This window comes from Pseudomonas oryzicola, from assembly GCF_014269185.2.
GTDB lineage: Bacteria > Pseudomonadota > Gammaproteobacteria > Pseudomonadales > Pseudomonadaceae > Aquipseudomonas > Aquipseudomonas oryzicola.
Map to the genome: position 1 here is coordinate 537,747 of NZ_JABWRZ020000002.1, position 20,853 is coordinate 558,599.

A 20,853-nucleotide genomic window follows, 5' to 3' on the forward strand; every position below is an offset into this window, starting at 1 on the left:
AGCGGCAGTGGTACGATAGTTCAGCTCGATTTCACGTTTTTTTCACAACGCAAAGCTTTGCACACTGTCGGACTTCTGCCACAGCAAAGGCAGGATTTTTCTCAACGCTTGCGGATCAGCGCTGGTCCAGAAGCGGGTATCGCCGGCAGGCCCATCGGCCAGCAGGTCATTAGTAGATAGCAACCGCTGCAACTGGCGCGCCACCGCGGCGCCGGTGTCGATGATTGCCACGTCGGCAGGCACCATGTCGGCCAGCAACGGGCGCAGGAAGGGGTAATGGGTGCAGCCGAGGATCAGGGTATCGCAGCCCGCAGCCAGCAAGGGCTGCACATAACCCAACAGCAACTGGCGCAACGCCGGGCTGCCCAGGTCACCCGCCTCGATCCGCTCTACCAGGCCAGGGCAAGGCTGGGTGATGACCTGTACGTCGCTGGCGAAACGGTCGAGCAAGGCGGCGAACTTGGCGCTCTGCAAGGTACCGGTAGTCGCCAGCACTCCCACCACCCCCGAACGCGTAGCGGCCGCGGCGGGCTTTACCGCGGGCTCCATGCCCACTAGCGGCCAGCTCGGAAACAACTCACGCAGGTCGGCCACCGCAGCCACCGTTGCCGTGTTGCAGGCCAGCACCATGGCCTTGGCGCCTTGTTCATGGAAGAACCCGGCAATGCGTCGGCAGCGCTCACGGATATAGTCTGGCGTCTTCTCGCCATAAGGTACGTGGCCACAATCGGCCACGTACAGCAGCGTCTCGTTGGGCAGCAGGCGCTGGATCTCGGTGAGCACCGACAGGCCGCCAACTCCGGAATCCATCACGCCGATCGGCGCCGAGCGCTCAGCCATCGCGCTTGCCGCAGACCGAACAGGCCGGGTCGCGCTTGACCCGCAATTCGCGCATGCGGGTGCCAAGGGCATCGATCAACAGCAGGCGCCCGACCAGCGGCTCGCCAAACCCGGCCAGCAGCTTCATGGCCTCCAGGGCCTGCAGGCTGCCTACCAGGCCGACCAGAGGGCCGATTACCCCGGCTTCGCTGCAGGTAAGTTCGGCTTCGCTGCCATGGCCGTAGAGGCAATGATAGCAAGGGCTGTAATCGCGCCGTGGGTCGAATACCGACAGCTGCCCTTCCAGGCGGATCGCCGCACCGCTGACCAGGGGTTTGACCGCTGCTACACAGGCGGCATTGACTGCCTCGCGGGTGCTGAAATTATCGGAGCAGTCCAGCACCAGGTCGACTGCCGCCACCGCAGCGGCCAGCGAATCCTCGTCCAGTGCCTGGCGATGGGCGACCAGGCTGATTTCCGGGTTGATCGCCTGCAAACGCTGCAAGGCCGAATCGACCTTGCTCATGCCGACGCTGGCACTGTCGTGAATGACCTGGCGTTGCAGGTTGGTCAGGTCGACGGTATCGAAGTCAGCGAGATGCAACTCGCCCACCCCGGCAGCGGCCAGGTACAAGGCGACCGGCGAACCAAGGCCACCGAGCCCGACGATCAGCGCCTTGCTCTGCTTGAGGCGCAACTGGCCATCAATGTCGATCTGAGCCAGCAATACCTGCCGGCTGTAACGCAGCAGTTCCTGATCACTCAGCATGGCAGGCGCCCCAGGGTAATGCGTTCATGGCCGCCCAGGTCGGTGCGGCTGGCGACCTCGTTGAAGCCTTGTTCAGCCAGCAAGGCGCGTACTGCCGCTGCCTGATCGTAGCCGTGTTCCAGCAGCAGCCAGCCGCCCGCGACCAGGTGGGCGGGGGCCTGGGCGGCAATGACGCGCAGGTCGTCAAGGCCATCGGCGCCGGCCACCAGCGCGCTGCTGGGCTCGAAACGCACATCGCCGGCGGCCAGGTGCGGGTCGGCGGCGGCGATGTAGGGCGGGTTGCTGACAATCAGGTCGAAACGCTCGCCGGCCAGGTTGTCGAACCAGTGGCTGACCCGCACCTGGGCGTTTGCCAGGCCCAGGCGCTGGCGGTTGCGCTCGGCCAGGGCAGCGGCCTCCTCCACCCGGTCCACCGCAGTTACCTGCCAGGCCGGGCGATCGCTGGCCAGGGCCAGGGCAATCGCGCCGGTGCCGGTGCCCAGGTCAAGGACCTTGGCTGGCGTGGCGGGCTGCAGCTCGAGGGCGGTTTCGACCAGCAGCTCGGTATCCGGCCGCGGGATCAGGGTGTGTGGGGCCACTTCCAGGTCGAGCGTCCAGAAACCCTGCTGCCCAAGGATGTAGGCGACCGGCTCGCCGTCGCGGCGGCGCTGCAGGTAGCTGGCATAGGTCTCGGCATCTTCGCTGCTGACGATCCGCTCGGGCCAGGTGTGCAGGTAGCTGCGCGACTTGCCGATGGCCGCGGCCAACAACAGCTCGGCATCCAGTCGCTCGGTAGGCGATTCTGGCAACTGCGCGTTGCGCAGCAGGCTGGCGATGATGGTCATCAGTCCCCCAGGGCGGCCAGTTGATCGGCCTGGTATTCGGCCAGCAGCGGTTCGATCACCGCCTCCACGCCACCGGCGAGGATGTCGTCCAGCGAGTACAGGGTCAGGTTGATACGGTGGTCGGTTACCCGGCCCTGTGGATAATTGTACGTGCGGATGCGCTCGGACCGGTCGCCAGAGCCCACCAGCAGCTTGCGCTCGGTGGCAATGGCGTTCTGCGCGGCGCTGGTTTGCATGTCATTGAGTTTGGCCGACAGCCAGGACATGGCGCGGGCGCGGTTCTTGTGCTGCGAACGCTCTTCCTGGCACTCGACCACGATGCCGGTCGGCAAGTGGGTGATGCGGATCGCCGAGTCGGTCTTGTTGACGTGCTGGCCGCCGGCACCGGATGCGCGGTAGGTGTCCACACGCAGGTCGGCCGGGTTGATCTCGATGGCGGCCTGTTCGTCCGGCTCGGGCAGTACCGCCACGGTGCACGCCGACGTGTGGATACGGCCCTGGGACTCGGTTTCGGGCACGCGCTGTACACGGTGCGCGCCGGACTCGAACTTGAGCTTGCCGTACACGTTGTCACCCTCGACGCGGGCGATGATTTCCTTGTAGCCGCCGTGCTCGCCTTCGTTCTCGGAGAGGATTTCCAGGCGCCAGCCACGCTTTTCGGCGTAGCGTGAATACATGCGGAACAGATCGCCGGAGAAGATCGCCGCCTCGTCGCCACCGGTACCGGCGCGGATTTCGAGGAACACGTTACGGCCGTCGTTGGGGTCTTTGGGCAGCAGCATGCGTTGCAGCTGCGCCTCCAGCGTCAGCAGTTGCTCCTTGGCTTCACGCACTTCTTCAACGGCCATTTCGCGCAGGTCCGGATCACTGTCCTTGAGTAGCGCCTGGGCGCCTTCGAGGTCGTCCTGGACTTTGCGCCACTCTTTATATGCAGCGTAGACCGGCTCGACTTCGGCGTATTCACGGGAATAGGCGCGGAAGCGCGTCTGGTCGGAAATGACCTCGGCATCACCGAGCAGTGCGGTGAGTTCTTCGAAGCGGTCCTGGAGGATTTCCAGTTTGTTCAGCAGCGACGCTTTCATTGCGGGGATTTGTCCGTCGAGCCCTCGTTGAGGGCAAAGAGTTCCTGGGCCATGGCCAGCGCATCGAGGCGGCCCTCGGCCGAGAGCCTTTTCAGTTGCACGCTGGGCGCATGCAGGAGTTTGTTGGTCAGCCCCCGGGCCAGTTGGGCCAGCACGTCCTCGGGGTTGCCGCCATTGGCCAGCAGGCGCTGGGCCTTTTGCAGTTCTTCGTCACGCAGGCGCTCGCTTTGCTGGCGGTAGGCCTTGAGCACGTCCACTGCGGCCAGCTCACGCAGGCGCAGCATGAAATCTTCAGCCCCGACTGCCACCAGCTCTTCGGCGGCCTGGGCTGCGCCCTGGCGGCTCTTGAGGTTTTCCGCCACTACGTCGTGCAGATCATCGACAGTGTACAGGTAGACATCGTCCAGCTCGCCGACTTCGGTTTCGATGTCGCGTGGCACGGCGATGTCGACCATGAAGATGGGCTTGTGCCGGCGCTGCTTCAGTGCGCTTTCCACCGCGCCCTTGCCGAGGATCGGCAACTGGCTGGCGGTAGAGCTGATGACGATGTCGCTGTTGGCCAGTTCCTGGGGGATATCGGCCAGCAGCACGGCATGTGCGCCAAACTGTTCGGCGAGGATGCTGGCCCGCTCCAGGGTACGGTTGGCGACGACGATGCGGCGCACGCCCTGCTCGTGCAGGTGGCGGGCGACCAGGGTGATGGTTTCGCCGGCGCCGATCAGCAGGGCCTGGCTGCGGCCCAGGTCGCTGAAGATCTGCCTGGCCAGGCTGACGGCGGCAAACGCCACCGACACCGGGTTTTCGCCGATGGCGGTGTCGGTGCGCACCTGCTTGGCGGCGCTGAAGGTGGCCTGGAACAGGCGCCCGAGCAATGGGCCGACGGTACCGGCTTCACGCGCCACGGCATAGGCGGATTTCATCTGACCGAGGATCTGCGGCTCGCCGAGCACCAGCGAATCGAGGCCCGAGGCCACGCGCATCATGTGCTTCACCGCCTCGTGTTCTTCGTGCACGTAGGCGCTGGCGCGCAGTTCGTCCAGGTTGAGCCGGTGATAGTCGGCCAGCCATTGCAGCACGGCATCGGCGGACAGGTGATCCTGCTCTATGTAAAGCTCGCTGCGGTTGCAGGTCGACAGGATCGCCGCTTCGCGGCTGGATGTCAGCCGGCAGAGCTGCTGCAGGGCGTCCACCAGCTGCTCTGGGGTAAACGCCACGCGCTCGCGTACGTCTACCGAGGCAGTCTTATGGTTGATACCAAGTGCAAGAAAGGCCATGCAAGGTCGCTGGTTGTGACGGGAAGCCGATAATTGTCCTCTTTCGCAGGTTTCAGGACAACCACCGTTCGCTATTGCGCTGGTAGCGCTGCGGCTATCGCCGCCTCCAGGCCCGCACAAGCAGCGATTTCAGGCATGCTCCGCTCTTGCTCTGCTCCGCTTTTGATCTTGATCTTGATCTTCGCGACTTCAGGAGGCCGAGCGAAGGGCTCCTGAAGTCGCATTCGGCGGCGCCTGGACTACTGCGCGCTTAGAAGCAAAAGCAAGAGCAAAAACGACAGTCCAGGTACCATCGTGACTGCTCTGGGACGAACCGCCCGTGCATGGCGCGGTCTTCATGAGCGAAGCGATAGCTTCATACCTTCGCAGGTGGGTTTGCCCCCGCGCTTGTGTCATCATGCTCCGACCGCCGGTGAGTCTTTCTAAAGCCTTTTATGAACAAACCATACGCATTGCTGCTTGCCTTCGCCCTGCTCCAGGGCTGCCAGAGCCTGGCCCCACAAAAGGCCGAGCCTCCCACTGCCGAGGCCGCCAAGCGCGAGGCGGAAAAGCCCGTGGTATATGGCTCGTTCACACAGGAAACACTCTATAGCCTGCTGGTGGCGGAGCTGGCCGGCCAGCGCAACCGCTTCGACATCGCCCTGGCCAACTACACCGACCAGGCCGCGAAAACCCAGGACCCCGGAGTTTCCGAGCGCGCCTACCGCATTGCCGAGTACCTCGGCGCCGACGAACCGGCCCTGGACAATGCGCTGGTCTGGGCCCGCAACGACCCGCAGAACCTCGACGCCCAGCGCGCCGCTGCCATCCAGCTGGCCCGCGCCGGCCGCTATGACGAGTCCATGGCGTACATGGAAAAGGTCCTGCAAGGCCAGGGCGACACCCATTTCGACTTCCTGGCCCTGTCTGCGGCAGAGACTGACCAGAGCACCCGCGACGGCCTGCTGCAAAGCTTCGAGCGCCTGTTGGTCAAGTACCCGCAAAACAGCCAGTTGGTGTTCGGCAAGGCCCTGCTGCTGAATCAGGATGGCAAAGCCGAAGAGGCCCTCGAGCTGCTCGAGTCGCACCCGCCGCAAAACGGCGAGGTCGCCCCCATCCTGCTCCGCGCCCGTCTACTGCAGGCCCTGGACCGTGGTCCGGAGGCCCTGCCCCTGCTGCGCGGAGCGATTCGCGACAACCCGGACGACAAACGCCTGCGCCTGACCTACGCCCGCACCCTGGTCGAACAGGACCGCATCGCCGATGCCAAGGGCGAGTTCCTCAGCCTGGTCCAGCAATACCCCGACGACGACGAACTGCGCTATTCGCTGGCCCTGGTATGCCTGGAAAACAAGGACTGGGATGAAGCCGAAGGCTATCTGCAGGAGCTGATCGAGCGCGACAGCAATGTCGACGCCGCGCACCTGAACCTGGGCCGCATCCGCGAGGAGCGCCACGACCCCGCCGGCGCGCTGCGTGAATACGCTCTGGTCGGCCCAGGCCCCGATTACCTGCCGGCGCAGCTGCGCCAGGCCGACATACTGGTTGCCAACGGCCGCGGCAGCGAAGCTTCCCGCCTGCTCGCCGAGGCCCGCGAAGCCCAGCCGGACTACGCTATCCAGCTGTACCTGATCGAGTCGGAAAGCTACAGCAACAACAACAAGGACACCCAGGCCAGCCAGGTCCTGCAGCAAGCCATCCAGCGCTACCCGGATGACCTCAACCTGCTGTACACCCGCGCCATGCTGGCGGAAAAGCGCGATGACCTGGTACAGATGGAAAAAGACCTGCGCGCGATCATCGCCCGCGAGCCGGAAAACGCCATGGCCCTGAACGCCCTGGGTTATACCCTGGCCGACCGCACCACCCGCTACAGCGAAGCCAAGGCGCTGATCGACAAGGCGCACCAGCTGACCCCGGATGACCCGGCGATACTCGACAGCCTGGGCTGGGTCAACTACCGCCTGGGCAACCTTGACGAGGCTGAGTCGTACCTGCGCCGGGCCTTCGCCAGCTTCCCCGACCATGAAGTGGCCGCCCACCTGGGCGAAGTACTGTGGGCCAACGGCAAGCGCCGCGAAGCCCGCCAGGTCTGGGCCAAGGGCTTCGACGCCCAGGCCGACAGCCCCATCCTGCGCAAAACCCTCCTGCGCCTGACCGGATCCGAGACCCTTTAACGCCATGTTCCTGCGCCATTGCATCACCTTCACCCTGATCACCCTGCTGGCCGGCTGTGCCGGCTTCGGTAGCCGCGAGGCCTTGGAGGGCCACGGCAACCCACAACAGTGGCGCGCCCATAAAGAGCAGTTGAGCAGCCTCGATGGCTGGCAGATCAACGGCAAGGTCGGCATCCGCGCCCCGCGCGACTCCGGCAGCGGCACGCTGTTCTGGCTGCAACGCCAGGACTACTACGACATCCGCCTGGCCGGCCCGTTGGGCCGTGGCGCCGCACGCCTGACCGGCCGCCCCGGCGGCGTGGTGCTGGAAGTGGCCAACCAGGGCCGCTACGAGGCCAGCAGCCCCGAGGCATTGCTGGAAGAACAGCTGGGCTGGCAACTGCCGGTTTCGCACCTGGTCTGGTGGGTCCGCGGCCTGCCCGCCCCCGACAGCAAGAGCAAACTGACCCTGGACGGCGACAGCCGCCTGGCCAGCCTCGACCAGGATGGCTGGCAGGTACAGTACCTGAGCTACACCGAACAGAACGGCTACTGGCTGCCCGAACGCCTGAAGCTGCACGGCAAGGACCTCGACGTGACCCTGGTGGTCAAGGACTGGCAGCCGCGCCAGCTGGGGCACTGACACATGCACACACTTACCCTGCCCGCCCCGGCCAAGCTCAACTTGTGGCTGCATATCATCGGCCGCCGTGCCGACGGCTATCACGAGCTGGAAACCGTGTTCCAGTTCCTTGACCACGGCGACGAGTTGAGTTTCGCCGTGCGTGACGACGGCGCGATCCGCCTGCACACCGAGATCGAGGCCGTGCCGCACGACAGCAACCTGATCGTGCGTGCCGCACGCATGCTGCAGGCACAATCCGGCACAATGCTGGGCGCCGACATCTGGCTGACCAAGATACTACCCATGGGCGGTGGCATCGGTGGTGGCAGCTCGGATGCCGCCACCACCCTGCTGGCCCTCGCCCACCTGTGGCAGCTGGACTGGGACGAAGACCGCCTGGCCGCCCTGGGCCTGAGCCTGGGTGCCGATGTACCGGTGTTCGTGCGCGGCCATGCGGCATTCGCCCAGGGCGTGGGCGAACAACTGACCCCGGTCGACCCGATCGAGCCCTGGTATGTCGTGCTGGTGCCGCAAGTGTCTGTCAGCACAGCAGAAATTTTTTCACATCCGCAGTTGACACGTGATTCACTGCCCCTTAAGATGCGCCCCGTTCCCGAGGGAAACAGTCGAAATGACTGCCAACCGGTGGTAGAGCAGAGTTACCCGGAAGTTCGCAATGCGTTGAATTCTTTGGGCAAATTCACTGAAGCTCGACTAACCGGAACTGGAAGTTGTGTGTTTGGGGCCTTCCCAAGCAAAGCCGAAGCTGATAAAGTTCTGGCCCTTCTTTCAGCGACCCAAACAGGGTTTGTGGCGAAAGGAAGCAATATTTCGATGTTGCATCGCAAGCTGCAAAGTCTGATCAAGAAGTCGAGCGCATAAGCGTTCGCAGCAACAGATACAGGGGCGTCGCCAAGCGGTAAGGCAGCAGGTTTTGATCCTGCCATGCGTTGGTTCGAATCCAGCCGCCCCTGCCATTTTCCTTATACTCATCCAGGTTACCCTCAGCCTCCAGGTACTGCGCGTGTCCAAGATGATGGTCTTTACGGGGAATGCCAACCCCGATCTGGCTCGGCGTGTAGTACGTCAGCTGCATATCCCTCTCGGTGACGTCTCTGTCGGTAAGTTTTCCGACGGCGAGATCAGTGCCGAGATCAATGAAAACGTTCGCGGTAAAGACGTCTTCATTATTCAGCCGACCTGTGCCCCGACCAACGATAACCTGATGGAACTGGTAGTGATGGCCGACGCCTTCCGCCGCTCCTCAGCATCCCGAATCACCGCCGTGATTCCTTACTTCGGATACGCCCGCCAGGACCGCCGTCCGCGTTCGGCACGTGTAGCCATCAGCGCCAAAGTCGTCGCTGACATGCTCACTGTCGTCGGTATCGACCGTGTACTCACCGTCGACCTGCACGCTGACCAGATCCAGGGTTTCTTCGATATCCCGGTCGACAACATCTACGGCTCGCCCGTACTGGTCGACGATATCGAGGACCAGCGTTTCGAGAACCTGATGATCGTCTCCCCGGACATCGGTGGTGTCGTGCGCGCACGTGCCGTCGCCAAGTCCCTGGGTGTCGACCTGGGTATCATCGACAAACGCCGCGAGAAGGCTAACCACTCCGAGGTCATGCACATCATCGGCGACGTCGAAGGGCGCACCTGCATCCTGGTAGACGACATGGTCGACACCGCCGGCACCCTGTGCCACGCGGCCAAAGCCCTGAAAGAACACGGTGCTGCCAAGGTTTACGCCTACTGCACGCACCCTGTCCTGTCGGGCCGCGCGATCGAGAACATCGAGAAGTCGGTACTGGACGAGCTGGTGGTGACCAACACCGTTCCGCTGTCCGCCGCTGCTCAAGCCTGTGACCGTATCCGCCAGCTGGATATCGCACCGGTTGTCGCTGAAGCGGTACGCCGCATCAGCAACGAAGAATCGATCAGCGCGATGTTCCGCTAAGCGGAACACACGCTGACGAAAAGCGCCCCGCCCCAACACTGGTTGTTGGGGCGGGGCTTTTTTGCCATCCCCGTTGGCGCTGGTCGCAAACGCCCTCGGGGGGCTATTTTGGAGAAACAAAATGACCGAATTCACTCTGAACGCCCAAGCGCGTACTGACCTGGGGAAAGGTGCGAGCCGCCGCCTGCGTCACTCCGCGAACATCCCAGCCGTTGTCTACGGTGGTAACCAGGACGCTCAGTCCCTGACCATCCTGGCCAAGGAAATCACCAAGCTGTTCGAAAACGAGGCTGCCTTCAGCCACGTTCTGGAACTGAACGTCGACGGCGCCAAACAGAACGTCGTGGTCAAGGCCCTGCAGCGCCACCCGGCCAAAGGCTTCATCATGCACGCCGACTTCGTTCGCGTCGTTGCTGGCCAGAAACTGACCGCCAAGGTACCGGTTCACTTCATCAACGAAGAAGCCCCGGTCAAGAAAGGCGGCGAGATCTCCCACGTAGAAGCCGAGATCGAAGTTTCCTGCGAAGCCAAGGACCTGCCTGAGTTCATCGAAGTCGACCTGGCCAACGCTGAAATCGGCACCATCATCCACCTGTCGGACCTGAAAGCTCCGAAAGGCGTAGAGTTCGTCGCTCTGGCCCACGGTGATGACAAAGCTGTTGCCAACGTTCACGCTCCACGCGTTGCTCCAGAAGCAGAAGGCGCTGCCGAGTAATCCACTCGCGCGCCGGCGTTGATCGGGTTACAGTGCCGCGCGCACTGTAACCCACCAACTCCAAGGAAGAGCCCCTGACGTGACCGCCATCCAGTTGATCGTCGGCCTGGGTAACCCCGGCCCCGAATACGAACAGACCCGGCATAACGCAGGGGCTCTTTTCGTTGAACGCATTGCCAGCGCCCAGCGTGTCTCGTTGACCGTTGACCGCAAATATTTCGGCCTGACGGCTAAATTCAGCCATCAGGGCAACGACGTTCGTCTGCTCATCCCCACCACCTACATGAACCGCAGCGGCCAGGCCGTGGCGGCCTTGGCCAATTTCTTCCGCATCAAGCCGGAAGCGATCCTGGTGGCGCATGACGAACTCGACCTGCCCCCGGGCGTCGCCAAGCTCAAGCGCGGCGGTGGCCATGGTGGGCACAACGGCCTGCGCGACATCATCGCGCAGCTCGGCAACCAGAACGACTTCCACCGCCTGCGGCTTGGCATCGGCCACCCGGGTGACGCCAAACTGGTCTCCAACTTCGTCCTGGGCCGCGCGCCGCGCGCCGAGCAGGAGAAGCTCGACGCCAGCATCAATTTTGCCCTCGGCGTGCTGCCGGACGTGCTTGCCGGCGACTTCGCCAAGGCGATGCGCGAGCTGCACAGCCAGAAGGCCTGATTTCCTTTAGAGAGGGGAATACCCATGGGTTTCAATTGCGGCATCGTCGGCCTGCCCAACGTCGGCAAGTCCACCCTGTTCAACGCCCTGACCAAGTCTGGCATCGCGGCGGAGAACTTCCCTTTCTGCACCATCGAGCCCAACAGCGGCATCGTGCCGATGCCCGATGCACGCCTGAATGCGCTGGCTGAAATCGTCAAGCCCAACCGCATCCTGCCGACCACCATGGAATTCGTCGACATCGCCGGCCTGGTGGCCGGTGCGTCAAAGGGCGAAGGCCTGGGCAACAAGTTCCTCGCCAACATCCGCGAGACCGACGCCATTGCCCACGTGGTGCGCTGCTTTGAAGACGAAAACGTGATCCACGTTTCCAACAGCGTCGACCCCAAGCGTGACATCGAGATCATCGACCTCGAGCTGATCTTCGCCGACCTCGACAGCTGCGAAAAACAGCTGCAGAAGGTTGCCCGCAACGCCAAGGGCGGCGACAAGGACGCCCTGGCGCAGAAGGCCATTCTCGAGCAGCTGATCCCGCACTTCACCGAAGGCAAGCCAGCGCGCAGCCTGATGAAGAACATGAGCGCCGAAGACAAGGCGGTCATTCGCGGTTTCCACCTGCTGACCAGCAAGCCGGTGATGTACATCGCCAACGTGGCCGAAGACGGCTTCGAGAACAACCCGCACCTGGACGTGGTCAAGGCCATTGCCGAGGAAGAAGGCGCGGTCGTGGTGCCGGTGTGCAACAAGATCGAAGCAGAAATCGCCGAACTGGAAGACGGTGAAGAGAAGGACATGTTCCTCGAGGCCCTGGGCCTGGAAGAGCCTGGCCTGAACCGTGTGATCCGCGCCGGTTACGAACTGCTGAACCTGCAGACCTACTTCACTGCCGGCGTGCAGGAAGTACGCGCCTGGACCGTGCGCGTGGGTGCCACCGCACCGCAGGCGGCCGGGGTTATCCACACCGATTTCGAAAAAGGCTTCATCCGCGCTGAAGTGGTGGCTTATGACGACTTCATCCAGTTCAAGGGTGAAAGCGGTGCCAAGGAAGCCGGTAAATGGCGCCTGGAAGGCAAGGACTACATCGTCAAGGACGGTGATGTGATGCACTTCCGCTTCAACGTCTAAGCGCCAGTCTGCATTACTGACAAACCCCTTGAGGCCCATGGCTTCAAGGGGTTTTGTTTTGTGCGGCGCCCATGCTTTGCACAGCCTCTGGCATCAGTGCCAGGTGATCTCCCCCGCCTCCCGAGTCAGGACCAGCTCAGCCAACGCCCTCCCCATCTGCCTGTTGTGCACAGTGTTGAAGCATGCCGATACCCGGCTGGCCTGCATTGCCGCAGATGTACTCGTCGAGAGTATCTTCAATCCCACGTAGCAACTGAATGGCAAAGAGCAATGCCTCGGGTGAGGGCATGTCTTTGTTGATGGTGTAGAACGGGAAGAAAGTAACCTTGACGGGCGGCTCGGGAACAAGCTTCTTCATGATGATTTCTCCGAGTTCGGTTTGCGGAGCTATCACCCTCTTCCTCTCACAGAATCAGGGTGGCAGCCGAACGCGAGGTGAGAGACCGGCGAACATCGGAATTCCGGCCAGGCCGAAGCCTGCCCACGAACGGCTGCCATAACACGGCACGATGTACTGCCGGGCTCTCACACCCGGTCGCCAAAGCACGACGACTCGGGGAAATTAGCCCTGATGCTCTACATCGACAACAGAGAAACGGCAGCGGAGCGCGTAGGGTAATTCCCAAGCTAACTTGAACGGAAGCATTTACTTTCAAGTTCAGAATTCTCTTACATCAGACAGGTTGCCGGGGCTGTTTCCAGCTATTTGCTTGCGGCAGGCTCTACCCTCCGTCCTGCACGAAACGCCACCAACGCCTTGGCGCAGAATGCCATTCTCGAGTGGCTGACCCCGCACTTGCGCTTCAACGTCTGCGTCAGGCAACGCCTTCCATTCTGTTTAATTAGCCACCCCAAACGGCTCGATACGAAAAAGCCGCGCAATAGCGCGGCTTTTTCGTTTCAATTAGATCACTTGATGTTCTTGATCCAAAAACGTCGATCATCAACGCTGAAGTTGGGATCGTAGCCAACCAGTGTCAACATCGAGCCCACATAGTAAAGGCCAAACTGGTTCATCACCCAACTGTCCATGGCCGCATCACTGGGTAACTTGCTGTACGGTGGCGTTGGTCCATCCGTGCGGGCTTGGCCTGTCGTCTTTCCTGAAACGGAAAAGCTCTTCCAGGTCAACACAAAGTTGTTGGACTGCTTGGGCAGGTCCGGCGCGCACAGGGAAAGGTTCTCAAAATGTTCGGACCTTCTGGCATCGTGCCAAAGCACTGCGTCGAAATGAACGCAGTCGTTTGCCTTGAGGGTTAGACTGCGGGACAGGCTACGTTGATCGGCCGGAATGTCGAGGTTCGTGATAACTACCTTTGGCCACTCAGGTGCGCGCCCGTCCGTAGAGATATTCTGCCGCAAAGCGTTGTATAGTGGTGTACGCAGCAAGCTGTTCTTGCTGGTTGTGCCAGCCGATGCAGGGGATACCTGCTTCAGATTGGCACTGATCGATTGCCCTACACCATTGAGCGAGTTCAACGCACCCTGCATATCTGTTGACGAACAACCCGTCACAAAAAAAGGCAGAAGCGCTAATGCTCGATACATTTTCATTGCAGTCCCTCGCTAGGATCATCGTTTGAATATGGCGCCAACAAAGGCGCACGAAGTTTGCGCCGCCTACAGTTCAAGGAAACCTGAGCGGCACTCAGAATCGACAATTTTTTAGAAACGTCCTTGGTTTCGCCTATCAATATATTCTATGGTCTCAAGGTTGTTGTTGTCACTTTTGACAAAATGCGCACCCAGGGCCTGTTCCTAGCGTGGCAGCGAAGCCCAAAGCGCTGAGCGACTCCATGCACAACCGTCTAGAGCGCTCTCGTGAGCGCTGTCCGTTGTTGAAAGGTCGATTCAAGGAGGAACCATGAAAGAACACCAGTACGAGGTCCAGGTGGCCTGGACCGGCAACAATGGCAACGGCACATCCAGCTACACCGCTTACGCTCGTGACTTCAGCGTCGAAGCCCCGGGCAAGGCGACTCTGGAAGGTTCTGCCGACCCGGCTTTTCGCGGTAACCCCCTGCGCTGGAACCCGGAAGACCTGCTGGTGGCCTCACTGTCGGCGTGCCACAAGCTCTGGTACCTGCACTTGTGCGCGGTAAATGGCGTGAATGTGCTGGCCTATGTCGACCAGCCTCTGGGACGCATGGTGGAAGGCGACGCTCAGGGCAAAGGCCGCTTCACCCATGTGCTGCTGCGCCCGCAGGTGACCATCAGCGCCGGTTCGAACCGTGAGCTTGCCTTGCGGTTGCATGAGGAGGCGCATCATGAGTGCTTCATTGCCAATTCGGTCAATTTCCCGGTCGAGTGCGAGGCACTGGTGACGCTGGCGTAGAGGTTGCGGTCAATTGTTTCGACCAATCAGTTGCAGAAACTCCTGGCGCGTCGTCGCCGAGTCGCGGAACACACCCAGCATCACGGATGACACCATCACCGAGTTCTGCTTTTCGGCACCTCTCATCATCATGCACATATGCTTGGCTTCGATGACCACAGCGACCCCTGCCGCATCGGTGATGTCTTGTATGGCACAGGCAATTTGCCGGGTGAGGTTTTCCTGAATCTGCAGACGGCGGGCAAAGACATCGACCACGCGCGCGACCTTGGACAACCCCAGCACCCTGCCAGTGGGTAGGTAGGCAACATGCGCCTTGCCGATGAAGGGCAGCATGTGGTGCTCGCACAATGAATAAAGCTCGATATCGCGCACGACGATCATCTCGTCGTTCTGGGACTCGAACAGCGCTCCATTGATAACCTCTTCGATATTCAGCCTGTAGCCGTTGCACAAGTACTGCATGGCCTTGGCCGCGCGCTGGGGAGTGTCCAACAGCCCTTCTCGCTGCGGATCTTCGCCTACTTCGAGCAGAATTTCGCGATAGTTTTCAGCTAACGAATGGGCCATTTGGACTCCTCACCGCTACGGCGACGATCGGCAAAATATGTACAAGATTGAATTATTGTATAGGTTTTGTACAATTTAGCCGAGAGCCAGAAATAAGCAATACCCGCTCTGGCTCCCAGCTCGAAATGTCGCCAGCAGCTTCCGCCGGCCCGGACCCGGTCGGGCGGAGAGCGTCACGAACCTCAACGTGATCCGGGGATCCACATGATGAACAGATTCAATCCGCGCAAGCTGGGGTCGTCCAAATGGACGGCGTGTCAGCCTGTAAACCGGGAAAAGCACTTCATGGTAACCGAGCTGATTTGCGACGAAGACGGTACGCCTCTGCAGATTGAACTGGAGGCCGTCTACAGCCGACGCAAACAGGTGCTCGACTGGCGAGAACTCAGGGATAGCCAGCGCTGGAAATTTGGCTGGTGTTGAACACCCAGGGCACCATCCGAGCTAGCAGCGAATGACGATAGGCAAGAAGCAGCTTCGTGCTGCCTTCTCGACATGGCAGCGTTTGCCAGCGGGCAGAAAAAACAGCATCTAAGCTGTGATTCAGCACTGTTCCCTCGGAGCGCACCATGGCGGAAAAGAACCGCTTCGACTGGCAACGCTGGTTACCCGGCCTGGTCACCCTGCTCCATTACCAACCCGCCTGGCTGCCCAAGGACATCGCTGCCGGCCTGGTGCTCACCACCATGCTGGTACCGGTGGGCATCGCCTACGCCGAGGCCTCCGGCGTACCGGGCATCTATGGCCTGTACGCCACCATCATCCCGTTGCTGGCCTATGCCCTGTTCGGCCCCAGCCGCATCCTGGTGCTGGGCCCGGACTCGGCGCTGGCCGCACCGATCCTGGCGGTGGTGGTGCAGTACGCCGCCAGCGATCCGCAGCGGGCGATCGCCATCGCCAGCCTGATGGCCCTGGTCGCCGGGGCCTTCTGTATGATCGCCGGGCTGTTGCGCCTGGGCTTCATCACCGAACTGCTGTCCAAGCCGATCCGCTATGGCTACATGAACGGCATTGCCCTCACCGTGTTGATCAGCCAGTTGCCCAAGCTGTTCGGTATCAAGGTCGCTAGCCAGGGGCCTTTACGCGACCTTTGGCAACTGGGCGAAGCACTGCTTGCCGGCCAAGGGCATTGGCCAAGCTTCATCGTCGGTGCCGGCAGCCTGCTGCTGATCCTGCTGCTCAAACCCTTCAAACGCCTGCCAGGGATCCTGATCGCCGTGGTCCTGGCAACGCTCGCAGTGAGCCTGCTCGACCTCGAGCAGATGGGCGTCAAGGTACTCGGCCAACTACCCCAAGGCCTGCCCAGCTTCGTGTTCCCCTGGGTCTCCGACATCGACCTGGTCGAAGTGGTACTGGGCGGCATTGCCGTGGCGCTGGTGTCATTCGCCGATACCAGCGTGCTGTCGCGCTCCTATGCCGCGCGCATGAAGATGCCGGTCAACCCGAACCAGGAAATGTTCGGCCTGGGCGTGGCCAACCTGGCCTCCGGGCTGTTCCAGGGCATCCCCATCAGCAGCAGCTCATCACGTACCCCCGTGGCCGAAGCGGCCGGCTCGCAGACCCAGCTCACCGGTATCATCGGTGCGCTGGCAGTGACACTGTTGCTGCTGGCGGCGCCCAACCTGCTGCAATACCTGCCCAACAGCGCCCTGGCTGCGGTGGTGATTGCAGCCGCACTGGGGCTGTTCGAGGTCGCCGACCTCAAGCGCATCTTCCGCATGCAGCAGTGGGAGTTCTGGTTGTCCATCACCTGTTTTGTCGGAGTGGCGGTGTTCGGTGCGATCCCCGGTATCGGCATTGCCGTGGTGGTGTCGGTGATCGAGTTCCTGTGGGATGGCTGGCGACCGCATCATGCGGTGCTGGGCCGGGTGGATGGCACCCGCGGCTACCATGACGTGCAGCGTTATCCACAGGCCCGGCGCATTCCGGGGCTGGTGCTGCTGCGTTGGGATGCGCCGTTGTTCTTTGCCAATGCCGAACAATTCCAGAGCACGGTGATGGCGGCGGTGGACGCGTCGCCTACCCCGGTGCAACGGCTGGTGATTGCGGCAGAACCGGTGACCAGTATCGATGTCACCTCGGCGGACATGCTCGCCGAGCTGGACCGGGCCCTGGAGGCGCGGGGGGTGGAGTTGCAGTTTGCCGAGATGAAAGACCCGGTGAAGGACAAGATGCGCCAGTTCGAATTGTTCGAGCACATGGGGGAGACCGCGTTTCATCCCACTGTGGGCGCGGCGGTGGATGCTTATCTGGATGAGAGCGGGGTTGACTGGAAGCCCTAGGTTTTTCCGTATCGGCGTCTTCGCGGGTTCACCCGCGAAGAAGGCCGCGCCTTAGCCGAAGCCGGTCGATCCAGATCAACATGGCACTGGCATACACCGACACCGCCAGGAACAGCGCCATGCGCACGGCAAAGGCGCGGTAGACATCCTGTCCGCCAGCACTGTCCTGCACCGATTGCCCCAGCAGAATCAGCATGGTCATCAGGCAGCTCAGCCAATAGGCCGGGCCCTGCCGGTTGGGCACGGCCTGGTACATCCGCCGCCCCTGCCAGAGTGCGAACAGCAGCACCCAGAGGAAAAACATCCACAGGTGCACGAACAGGCTCAACGCCCCCCACAGCAGGATCGCCAGCAAGCCGGCCAGCAAGGTCGAGCCGATCAGTTCCCGGCTGGCATGCCGCGCGCGGGTCTCACCAGCCTGTTGCCCCAGGCTTACCGCCTTCATGATCAGTGGCATGTACTGGTCCGGTGCGATCAGCGCCAGCAGGAACGCCGGCATCACGATCAGCGTGGCACGCAGCGCCACCCAGCTGACCTGCTCACGGTCCAGCAGCGACGGTGCCGGTTGCAACGGCGCATCGGCAGGTTCGGGAAACAGCAGATGTGCCACGGCCGTGCCCAACACCGCCAGCAGCATGCCCTTGGCCAATGCTTCGACCACCGACAATGCCAGGGTGAAGTCGCTGGTACCGGCGGCGGCGATCATGGTCAGCCCGATCACCAGCAGGTTCGCCAGCAAGCCGTTACCGCCCTTGAGGGCGTAGCGCAAGGTCAGGAAAACGCCTACGCCCACCAGCAACACTCCACTGACCGGCGCATGGCGCAGCAGCGGAATCAGCAACAGCCCGCTGCCGCAACTGAGCAGCACCAGCAGCGCCAGGGCCGGTGCCGCACGCAGCGGCAAAGGCTGGCTGCGCATGGCCAGCAACAGCACCGCGAACACCGGCGCCAGGATCGGCACCGGCAAGCCAATGCCGAAACTCACCGCCAGGCACAGCGCCACACCCCAGGCCAGGCGCAGGGCGCGCAGGCGGCGCAATTCAATAGGCATACGACAGCCAGCTCATCAACCACATGAACAGCCGGCCGAGCAGGTTCAACGGGTTGCCTTCGCTGGGCAGGGCCATGACCTCGGCCTGGCCGCCAACCCGCAGTCCGCTCTTGTCCTGCAACTGGTCACGTTCCAGTTCGACGATGACCGGAAAGCGTTGCGACGATCGCAGCCACTCGCGGCTGTTCTGCACGGTCGGCAGCGTACCCGGCGGTGTGCTCTGGCCCACGCTCACGCCATAGCCGATGCTGCGAATGCGCCCCTTCAACACCATACCGGGCAGTGCGTCGAGCACCACCAGCACCGGGGTGTCGGGGCGCAGGCGGCCGAGGTTGTTTTCGGTCATGTCGGCACTTATCCACACGTCATGGATGGCAATCAGGGTCATCATCGGGCTGCCGGCCCCGACATAGTGGCCGACGTCGGTACGCAGGTCGGTGATCAAGCCGTTCGCATCGGCGCGCACCACGGTGCGTGCCAGGTCCAGGCGGGCCTTTTCCACATTGGCTGCGGCACTGCGCAATTGGGCGTTGTCATCCTGCCCTCCGCCCTGCTGCTCCCGTGCCCGCTCCACTTCGGCGCGGGCTGCAGCCACCTGGCTGATGGCTTGGTCGCGAGTGGCCTGGGCGCCTTCCAGGCGGCGTACCGACACCGTACCCGGGTCTTCGTCGATCAGGCGCTTGAGCCGCTCGGCGTCCTGCCGCGCCTTGCGCTCGTTGGCCTGCGCCGCCACCAACGCCGCCTGCGCCGAATCGATGCCGGCGGTGTGGGCGCCGATCTGCCGACGCACCGTGTCCAGATCGGCCTCGGCACGCGCCAGGGCGATGCGGTATTGCTCCTGGTCCAGCTCGAACAGCACTTCGCCCCGGCGTACTTCCTGGTTGTTGCCCACCGCCACGCGCTTCACCTGGCCGGCCACCTCGGCACTGACCGGTATCACATAGGCCTGCAGGCGGGCCTGCTGAGTGTAGGGTGTGAAACGGTCGGCCAGCAGATACCAGAGCAGGCTCACGATAATCAGCAGCAGTACCCAGCGCATGCCGCGATCCGGCGCGGCCGGGGGCGGTGTTGGTGCAGCGTCACTCATTTGGTTTCACCTTGTGCATGTACGCTGGGGGCTGGCTCGTCGAGCAGCTCGCCCCAGTCGGTTCGTTGCTGCATCTGCTGGCGTGTAGCCGGGTCGATCGGCGCGCGGCTGGCGTCCCAACCGCCACCCAGGGCCTTGTACAAGGTCACCAGGCTACTCACGGCATTGCCGCGGCTGACCAGGTAACCATCCTGTTGCTGCAACAGCAGCTGCTGGGCGTCGAGTACGCGCTGGAAGTCGGCGAAACCTTCGCGGTACTGCGAGCTGGCCAGGCTCAACGAGCGTTGCGCGGCCTGCGAGGCCTGGTCGCGAATGCGCGCGCTCTGCAGCGAGCGCACCAGCCCGCTGGCGGCGTCGTCCGCCTCGCGCGCGGCTTCGCGCACCCCCTGGTGGTACAGCTCGATCAGCTGCTGCAAGCGGGCATCCTCCACGCGCACGGCATTCTTGCGTCGGCCGTAGTCGAACGGGTTCCAGATCAGGCTTGGCCCGGCGGCGAGGTCGAAGGTGTCGGGCAGGTGACTGGCCGTGACGAAACTCCAGCCAATGCTGCCGAGCAGGCTCAGTTGGGGGTAGAGATCGGCCTCGGCCACCCCGACCAGCGCCGACTGCGCGGCCACTGCCTGCTCGGCGGCGCGGATGTCCGGGCGCCGCTGCAGCAGGTTGGCGGGTACGTCCTGCAGCACGGCACGGTCCGGCAACGGCAGCTGGCCATGGCCTGCATCCAGCTGCGGCAACGGCCCGGGTGGCCGGCCCAACAGCGAACACAGCACGTTGCGCAGGGCATTGAGCTGGTTCTGAAACTCGGGGATGGTGGCCTGGGTAGCGAGGAACTGGGTGCGCGCCTGTTGCCAGTCGAGTTCGTCGTTTTCACCATGGCGGAACAGCCGCTCGGTAATTTCCAGGCTGCGCGCCTGGCGCCGGGCGTTTTCTTCGGCGATATCCAGCCGCGCCTCGGCGGTGCGCAGGGCAAAGTAGGTATCGGCCACCTGCGCCCGCAACAGCAGCATGGCATCGGCATAATTGGCCTGGGAGGCAAAGTAGGCGGCGTCGGCGCTTTCAATGGCACGGCTGAAGCGCCCCCAGAAATCGATTTCCCAGCCGATGTCGAACCCTGCGCTGGATTGCCAGAACACCGAGTCGCGAGCACTAGCGGTGCCAGACTGGTCCTGCTTCAGGTACAGGCTCTGGGCACGCAGTTGCTGCAGTTGTGGATAACGCCCAGTCTGCACGATAGCCAGCTGGGCGCGCGCTTCGGCGATGCGCAAGCCAGCTACGCGCAGGTTGGTGTTGTTGGCATCAGCCTCGGCAATCAGGGCGTCCAGCGCAGGGTCGGCGAACACCGCCCACCACTGACGCAGGTCGGGTGCCGCGGCCTGCTGCCCGGCCTGCTTCAGCAGAGGAGTATCCCAACTGTGCAGCCAGGGGTCCTGCAGCGTCTGGAAATCCGGGCCGACCTGGGTGCAGCCGGTGAACATGGCAACCAGGCTCAATGCACAACCGTAGATGCGCCCGGACATGGCAGGCCTTGGC

Annotated in this window: 21 protein-coding genes and 1 tRNA gene; 11 read left to right on the top strand and 11 right to left on the bottom strand. The window is 62.7% G+C overall.

Translation table 11 applies throughout. The features are described 5' to 3' along the window. Positions 1-42: 42 nt before the first annotated feature. The 5 genes from murI to hemA are packed head-to-tail and all read right to left on the bottom strand — an operon-like array spanning position 43 to position 4,768. Positions 43-840: a glutamate racemase gene (murI, locus tag HU760_RS20620; RefSeq protein WP_186673751.1), complete on the bottom strand. Its 798-nt coding sequence runs from the start codon at positions 838-840 to the stop codon at positions 43-45. Then, the gene (locus HU760_RS20625; protein WP_186673753.1) at positions 833-1,588 is read right to left on the bottom strand and encodes a molybdopterin-synthase adenylyltransferase MoeB; all 756 of its coding nucleotides are present in this window, start codon (positions 1,586-1,588) and stop codon (positions 833-835) included. Before HU760_RS20625 ends, murI begins: the two co-directional genes overlap by 8 nt. Then, positions 1,582-2,412 carry a peptide chain release factor N(5)-glutamine methyltransferase gene (gene prmC / locus HU760_RS20630; RefSeq protein ID WP_186673754.1) on the bottom strand — a complete coding sequence of 277 codons (831 nt, stop codon included), beginning with the start codon at positions 2,410-2,412 and terminating at the stop codon, positions 1,582-1,584. The genes HU760_RS20625 and prmC overlap by 7 nt, the downstream gene beginning before the upstream one ends. Then, on the bottom strand, positions 2,412-3,494 hold the full coding sequence (gene prfA / locus HU760_RS20635) for a peptide chain release factor 1 (protein ID WP_186673756.1): 1,083 nt from the start codon (positions 3,492-3,494) through the stop codon (positions 2,412-2,414). The genes prmC and prfA overlap by 1 nt, the downstream gene beginning before the upstream one ends. Then, entirely contained in the window at positions 3,491-4,768 is a 1,278-nt protein-coding gene (gene hemA / locus HU760_RS20640) for a glutamyl-tRNA reductase (RefSeq protein ID WP_186673758.1), read from the bottom strand. The genes prfA and hemA overlap by 4 nt, the downstream gene beginning before the upstream one ends. A gap of 434 nt (positions 4,769-5,202) precedes the next feature. On the opposite strand from hemA, the gene HU760_RS20645 reads away from it, so the two are divergent. The 8 genes from HU760_RS20645 to ychF all read left to right on the top strand — a co-directional run bounded on the left by HU760_RS20645 (position 5,203) and on the right by ychF (position 11,998). After that, a complete protein-coding gene (locus HU760_RS20645; protein WP_186673760.1) occupies positions 5,203-6,924 on the top strand; it encodes a tetratricopeptide repeat protein in 1,722 nt (573 codons plus the stop codon). 4 nt (positions 6,925-6,928) lie between these two features. Further along, positions 6,929-7,546 (top strand): lipoprotein insertase outer membrane protein LolB, encoded by a 618-nt coding sequence (lolB, locus tag HU760_RS20650; RefSeq protein WP_186673762.1) that lies wholly within the window; start codon positions 6,929-6,931, stop codon positions 7,544-7,546. 3 nt (positions 7,547-7,549) lie between these two features. Next, complete coding sequence (ispE, locus tag HU760_RS20655; RefSeq protein ID WP_186673764.1) at positions 7,550-8,410, top strand: 4-(cytidine 5'-diphospho)-2-C-methyl-D-erythritol kinase; 861 nt, start codon at positions 7,550-7,552, stop codon at positions 8,408-8,410. Between the two features lie 20 nt (positions 8,411-8,430). Then, positions 8,431-8,505: transfer RNA gene (locus tag HU760_RS20660), tRNA-Gln, on the top strand. Positions 8,506-8,552: 47 nt separating this feature from the next. Beyond that, the gene (locus HU760_RS20665; protein ID WP_016391678.1) at positions 8,553-9,494 is read left to right on the top strand and encodes a ribose-phosphate pyrophosphokinase; all 942 of its coding nucleotides are present in this window, start codon (positions 8,553-8,555) and stop codon (positions 9,492-9,494) included. A 121-nt stretch (positions 9,495-9,615) separates the two neighbouring features. Then, on the top strand, positions 9,616-10,209 hold the full coding sequence (locus tag HU760_RS20670) for a 50S ribosomal protein L25/general stress protein Ctc (protein WP_013970896.1): 594 nt from the start codon (positions 9,616-9,618) through the stop codon (positions 10,207-10,209). A 79-nt stretch (positions 10,210-10,288) separates the two neighbouring features. After that, the gene (gene pth / locus HU760_RS20675) at positions 10,289-10,873 is read left to right on the top strand and encodes an aminoacyl-tRNA hydrolase (RefSeq protein ID WP_186673766.1); all 585 of its coding nucleotides are present in this window, start codon (positions 10,289-10,291) and stop codon (positions 10,871-10,873) included. A gap of 24 nt (positions 10,874-10,897) precedes the next feature. Next, complete coding sequence (ychF, locus tag HU760_RS20680) at positions 10,898-11,998, top strand: redox-regulated ATPase YchF (protein WP_170028247.1); 1,101 nt, start codon at positions 10,898-10,900, stop codon at positions 11,996-11,998. Between the two features lie 136 nt (positions 11,999-12,134). Here ychF and HU760_RS20685 read toward each other — a convergent pair whose 3' ends face one another. After that, positions 12,135-12,356 (bottom strand): hypothetical protein, encoded by a 222-nt coding sequence (locus HU760_RS20685; protein ID WP_225932877.1) that lies wholly within the window; start codon positions 12,354-12,356, stop codon positions 12,135-12,137. 551 nt (positions 12,357-12,907) lie between these two features. Further along, on the bottom strand, positions 12,908-13,552 hold the full coding sequence (locus HU760_RS20690) for a hypothetical protein (protein ID WP_186673768.1): 645 nt from the start codon (positions 13,550-13,552) through the stop codon (positions 12,908-12,910). A 310-nt stretch (positions 13,553-13,862) separates the two neighbouring features. Between HU760_RS20690 and HU760_RS20695 the strand changes: the two genes are divergently transcribed. After that, positions 13,863-14,333: an OsmC family protein gene (locus HU760_RS20695; RefSeq protein WP_186673770.1), complete on the top strand. Its 471-nt coding sequence runs from the start codon at positions 13,863-13,865 to the stop codon at positions 14,331-14,333. 9 nt (positions 14,334-14,342) lie between these two features. On the opposite strand, the gene folE is transcribed toward HU760_RS20695, so the two are convergent. Further along, complete coding sequence (gene folE / locus HU760_RS20700; RefSeq protein WP_186673772.1) at positions 14,343-14,903, bottom strand: GTP cyclohydrolase I FolE; 561 nt, start codon at positions 14,901-14,903, stop codon at positions 14,343-14,345. 207 nt (positions 14,904-15,110) lie between these two features. Here folE and HU760_RS20705 point away from each other — a divergent pair, with 207 nt between their 5' ends. Both HU760_RS20705 and HU760_RS20710 read left to right on the top strand, forming a co-directional pair. Next, positions 15,111-15,326 (top strand): TIGR02450 family Trp-rich protein, encoded by a 216-nt coding sequence (locus HU760_RS20705; RefSeq protein WP_186673774.1) that lies wholly within the window; start codon positions 15,111-15,113, stop codon positions 15,324-15,326. Between the two features lie 146 nt (positions 15,327-15,472). Beyond that, a complete protein-coding gene (locus HU760_RS20710) occupies positions 15,473-17,185 on the top strand; it encodes a SulP family inorganic anion transporter (RefSeq protein WP_186673776.1) in 1,713 nt (570 codons plus the stop codon). 28 nt (positions 17,186-17,213) lie between these two features. Here HU760_RS20710 and HU760_RS20715 read toward each other — a convergent pair whose 3' ends face one another. The 3 genes from HU760_RS20715 to HU760_RS20725 are packed head-to-tail and all read right to left on the bottom strand — an operon-like array spanning position 17,214 to position 20,840. Further along, a complete protein-coding gene (locus tag HU760_RS20715) occupies positions 17,214-18,236 on the bottom strand; it encodes a DUF2955 domain-containing protein (RefSeq protein ID WP_186673778.1) in 1,023 nt (340 codons plus the stop codon). After that, positions 18,226-19,323 (bottom strand): HlyD family secretion protein, encoded by a 1,098-nt coding sequence (locus tag HU760_RS20720; RefSeq protein WP_186673780.1) that lies wholly within the window; start codon positions 19,321-19,323, stop codon positions 18,226-18,228. The genes HU760_RS20715 and HU760_RS20720 overlap by 11 nt, the downstream gene beginning before the upstream one ends. Next, entirely contained in the window at positions 19,320-20,840 is a 1,521-nt protein-coding gene (locus HU760_RS20725) for an efflux transporter outer membrane subunit (RefSeq protein ID WP_186673782.1), read from the bottom strand. The genes HU760_RS20720 and HU760_RS20725 overlap by 4 nt, the downstream gene beginning before the upstream one ends. Positions 20,841-20,853: the final 13 nt, after the last annotated feature.

What these genes read in the sequence shown, in the direction of transcription:
- prfA (WP_186673756.1), bottom strand. Translation starts at nt 3,494, where the DNA reads ATGAAAGCGTCGCTGCTGAACAAACTGGAAATCCTCCAGGACCGCTTC.
- HU760_RS20715 (WP_186673778.1), bottom strand. Translation starts at nt 18,236, where the DNA reads ATGCCTATTGAATTGCGCCGCCTGCGCGCCCTGCGCCTGGCCTGGGGT.
- prmC (WP_186673754.1), bottom strand. Translation starts at nt 2,412, where the DNA reads ATGACCATCATCGCCAGCCTGCTGCGCAACGCGCAGTTGCCAGAATCG.
- HU760_RS20720 (WP_186673780.1), bottom strand. Translation starts at nt 19,323, where the DNA reads ATGAGTGACGCTGCACCAACACCGCCCCCGGCCGCGCCGGATCGCGGC.
- lolB (WP_186673762.1), top strand. Translation starts at nt 6,929, where the DNA reads ATGTTCCTGCGCCATTGCATCACCTTCACCCTGATCACCCTGCTGGCC.
- HU760_RS20725 (WP_186673782.1), bottom strand. Translation starts at nt 20,840, where the DNA reads ATGTCCGGGCGCATCTACGGTTGTGCATTGAGCCTGGTTGCCATGTTC.
- ispE (WP_186673764.1), top strand. Translation starts at nt 7,550, where the DNA reads ATGCACACACTTACCCTGCCCGCCCCGGCCAAGCTCAACTTGTGGCTG.
- hemA (WP_186673758.1), bottom strand. Translation starts at nt 4,768, where the DNA reads ATGGCCTTTCTTGCACTTGGTATCAACCATAAGACTGCCTCGGTAGAC.
- HU760_RS20695 (WP_186673770.1), top strand. Translation starts at nt 13,863, where the DNA reads ATGAAAGAACACCAGTACGAGGTCCAGGTGGCCTGGACCGGCAACAAT.
- HU760_RS20710 (WP_186673776.1), top strand. Translation starts at nt 15,473, where the DNA reads ATGGCGGAAAAGAACCGCTTCGACTGGCAACGCTGGTTACCCGGCCTG.
- HU760_RS20645 (WP_186673760.1), top strand. Translation starts at nt 5,203, where the DNA reads ATGAACAAACCATACGCATTGCTGCTTGCCTTCGCCCTGCTCCAGGGC.
- murI (WP_186673751.1), bottom strand. Translation starts at nt 840, where the DNA reads ATGGCTGAGCGCTCGGCGCCGATCGGCGTGATGGATTCCGGAGTTGGC.
- HU760_RS20685 (WP_225932877.1), bottom strand. Translation starts at nt 12,356, where the DNA reads ATGAAGAAGCTTGTTCCCGAGCCGCCCGTCAAGGTTACTTTCTTCCCG.
- folE (WP_186673772.1), bottom strand. Translation starts at nt 14,903, where the DNA reads ATGGCCCATTCGTTAGCTGAAAACTATCGCGAAATTCTGCTCGAAGTA.
- HU760_RS20625 (WP_186673753.1), bottom strand. Translation starts at nt 1,588, where the DNA reads ATGCTGAGTGATCAGGAACTGCTGCGTTACAGCCGGCAGGTATTGCTG.
- HU760_RS20690 (WP_186673768.1), bottom strand. Translation starts at nt 13,552, where the DNA reads ATGAAAATGTATCGAGCATTAGCGCTTCTGCCTTTTTTTGTGACGGGT.
- HU760_RS20705 (WP_186673774.1), top strand. Translation starts at nt 15,111, where the DNA reads ATGAACAGATTCAATCCGCGCAAGCTGGGGTCGTCCAAATGGACGGCG.
- ychF (WP_170028247.1), top strand. Translation starts at nt 10,898, where the DNA reads ATGGGTTTCAATTGCGGCATCGTCGGCCTGCCCAACGTCGGCAAGTCC.
- HU760_RS20670 (WP_013970896.1), top strand. Translation starts at nt 9,616, where the DNA reads ATGACCGAATTCACTCTGAACGCCCAAGCGCGTACTGACCTGGGGAAA.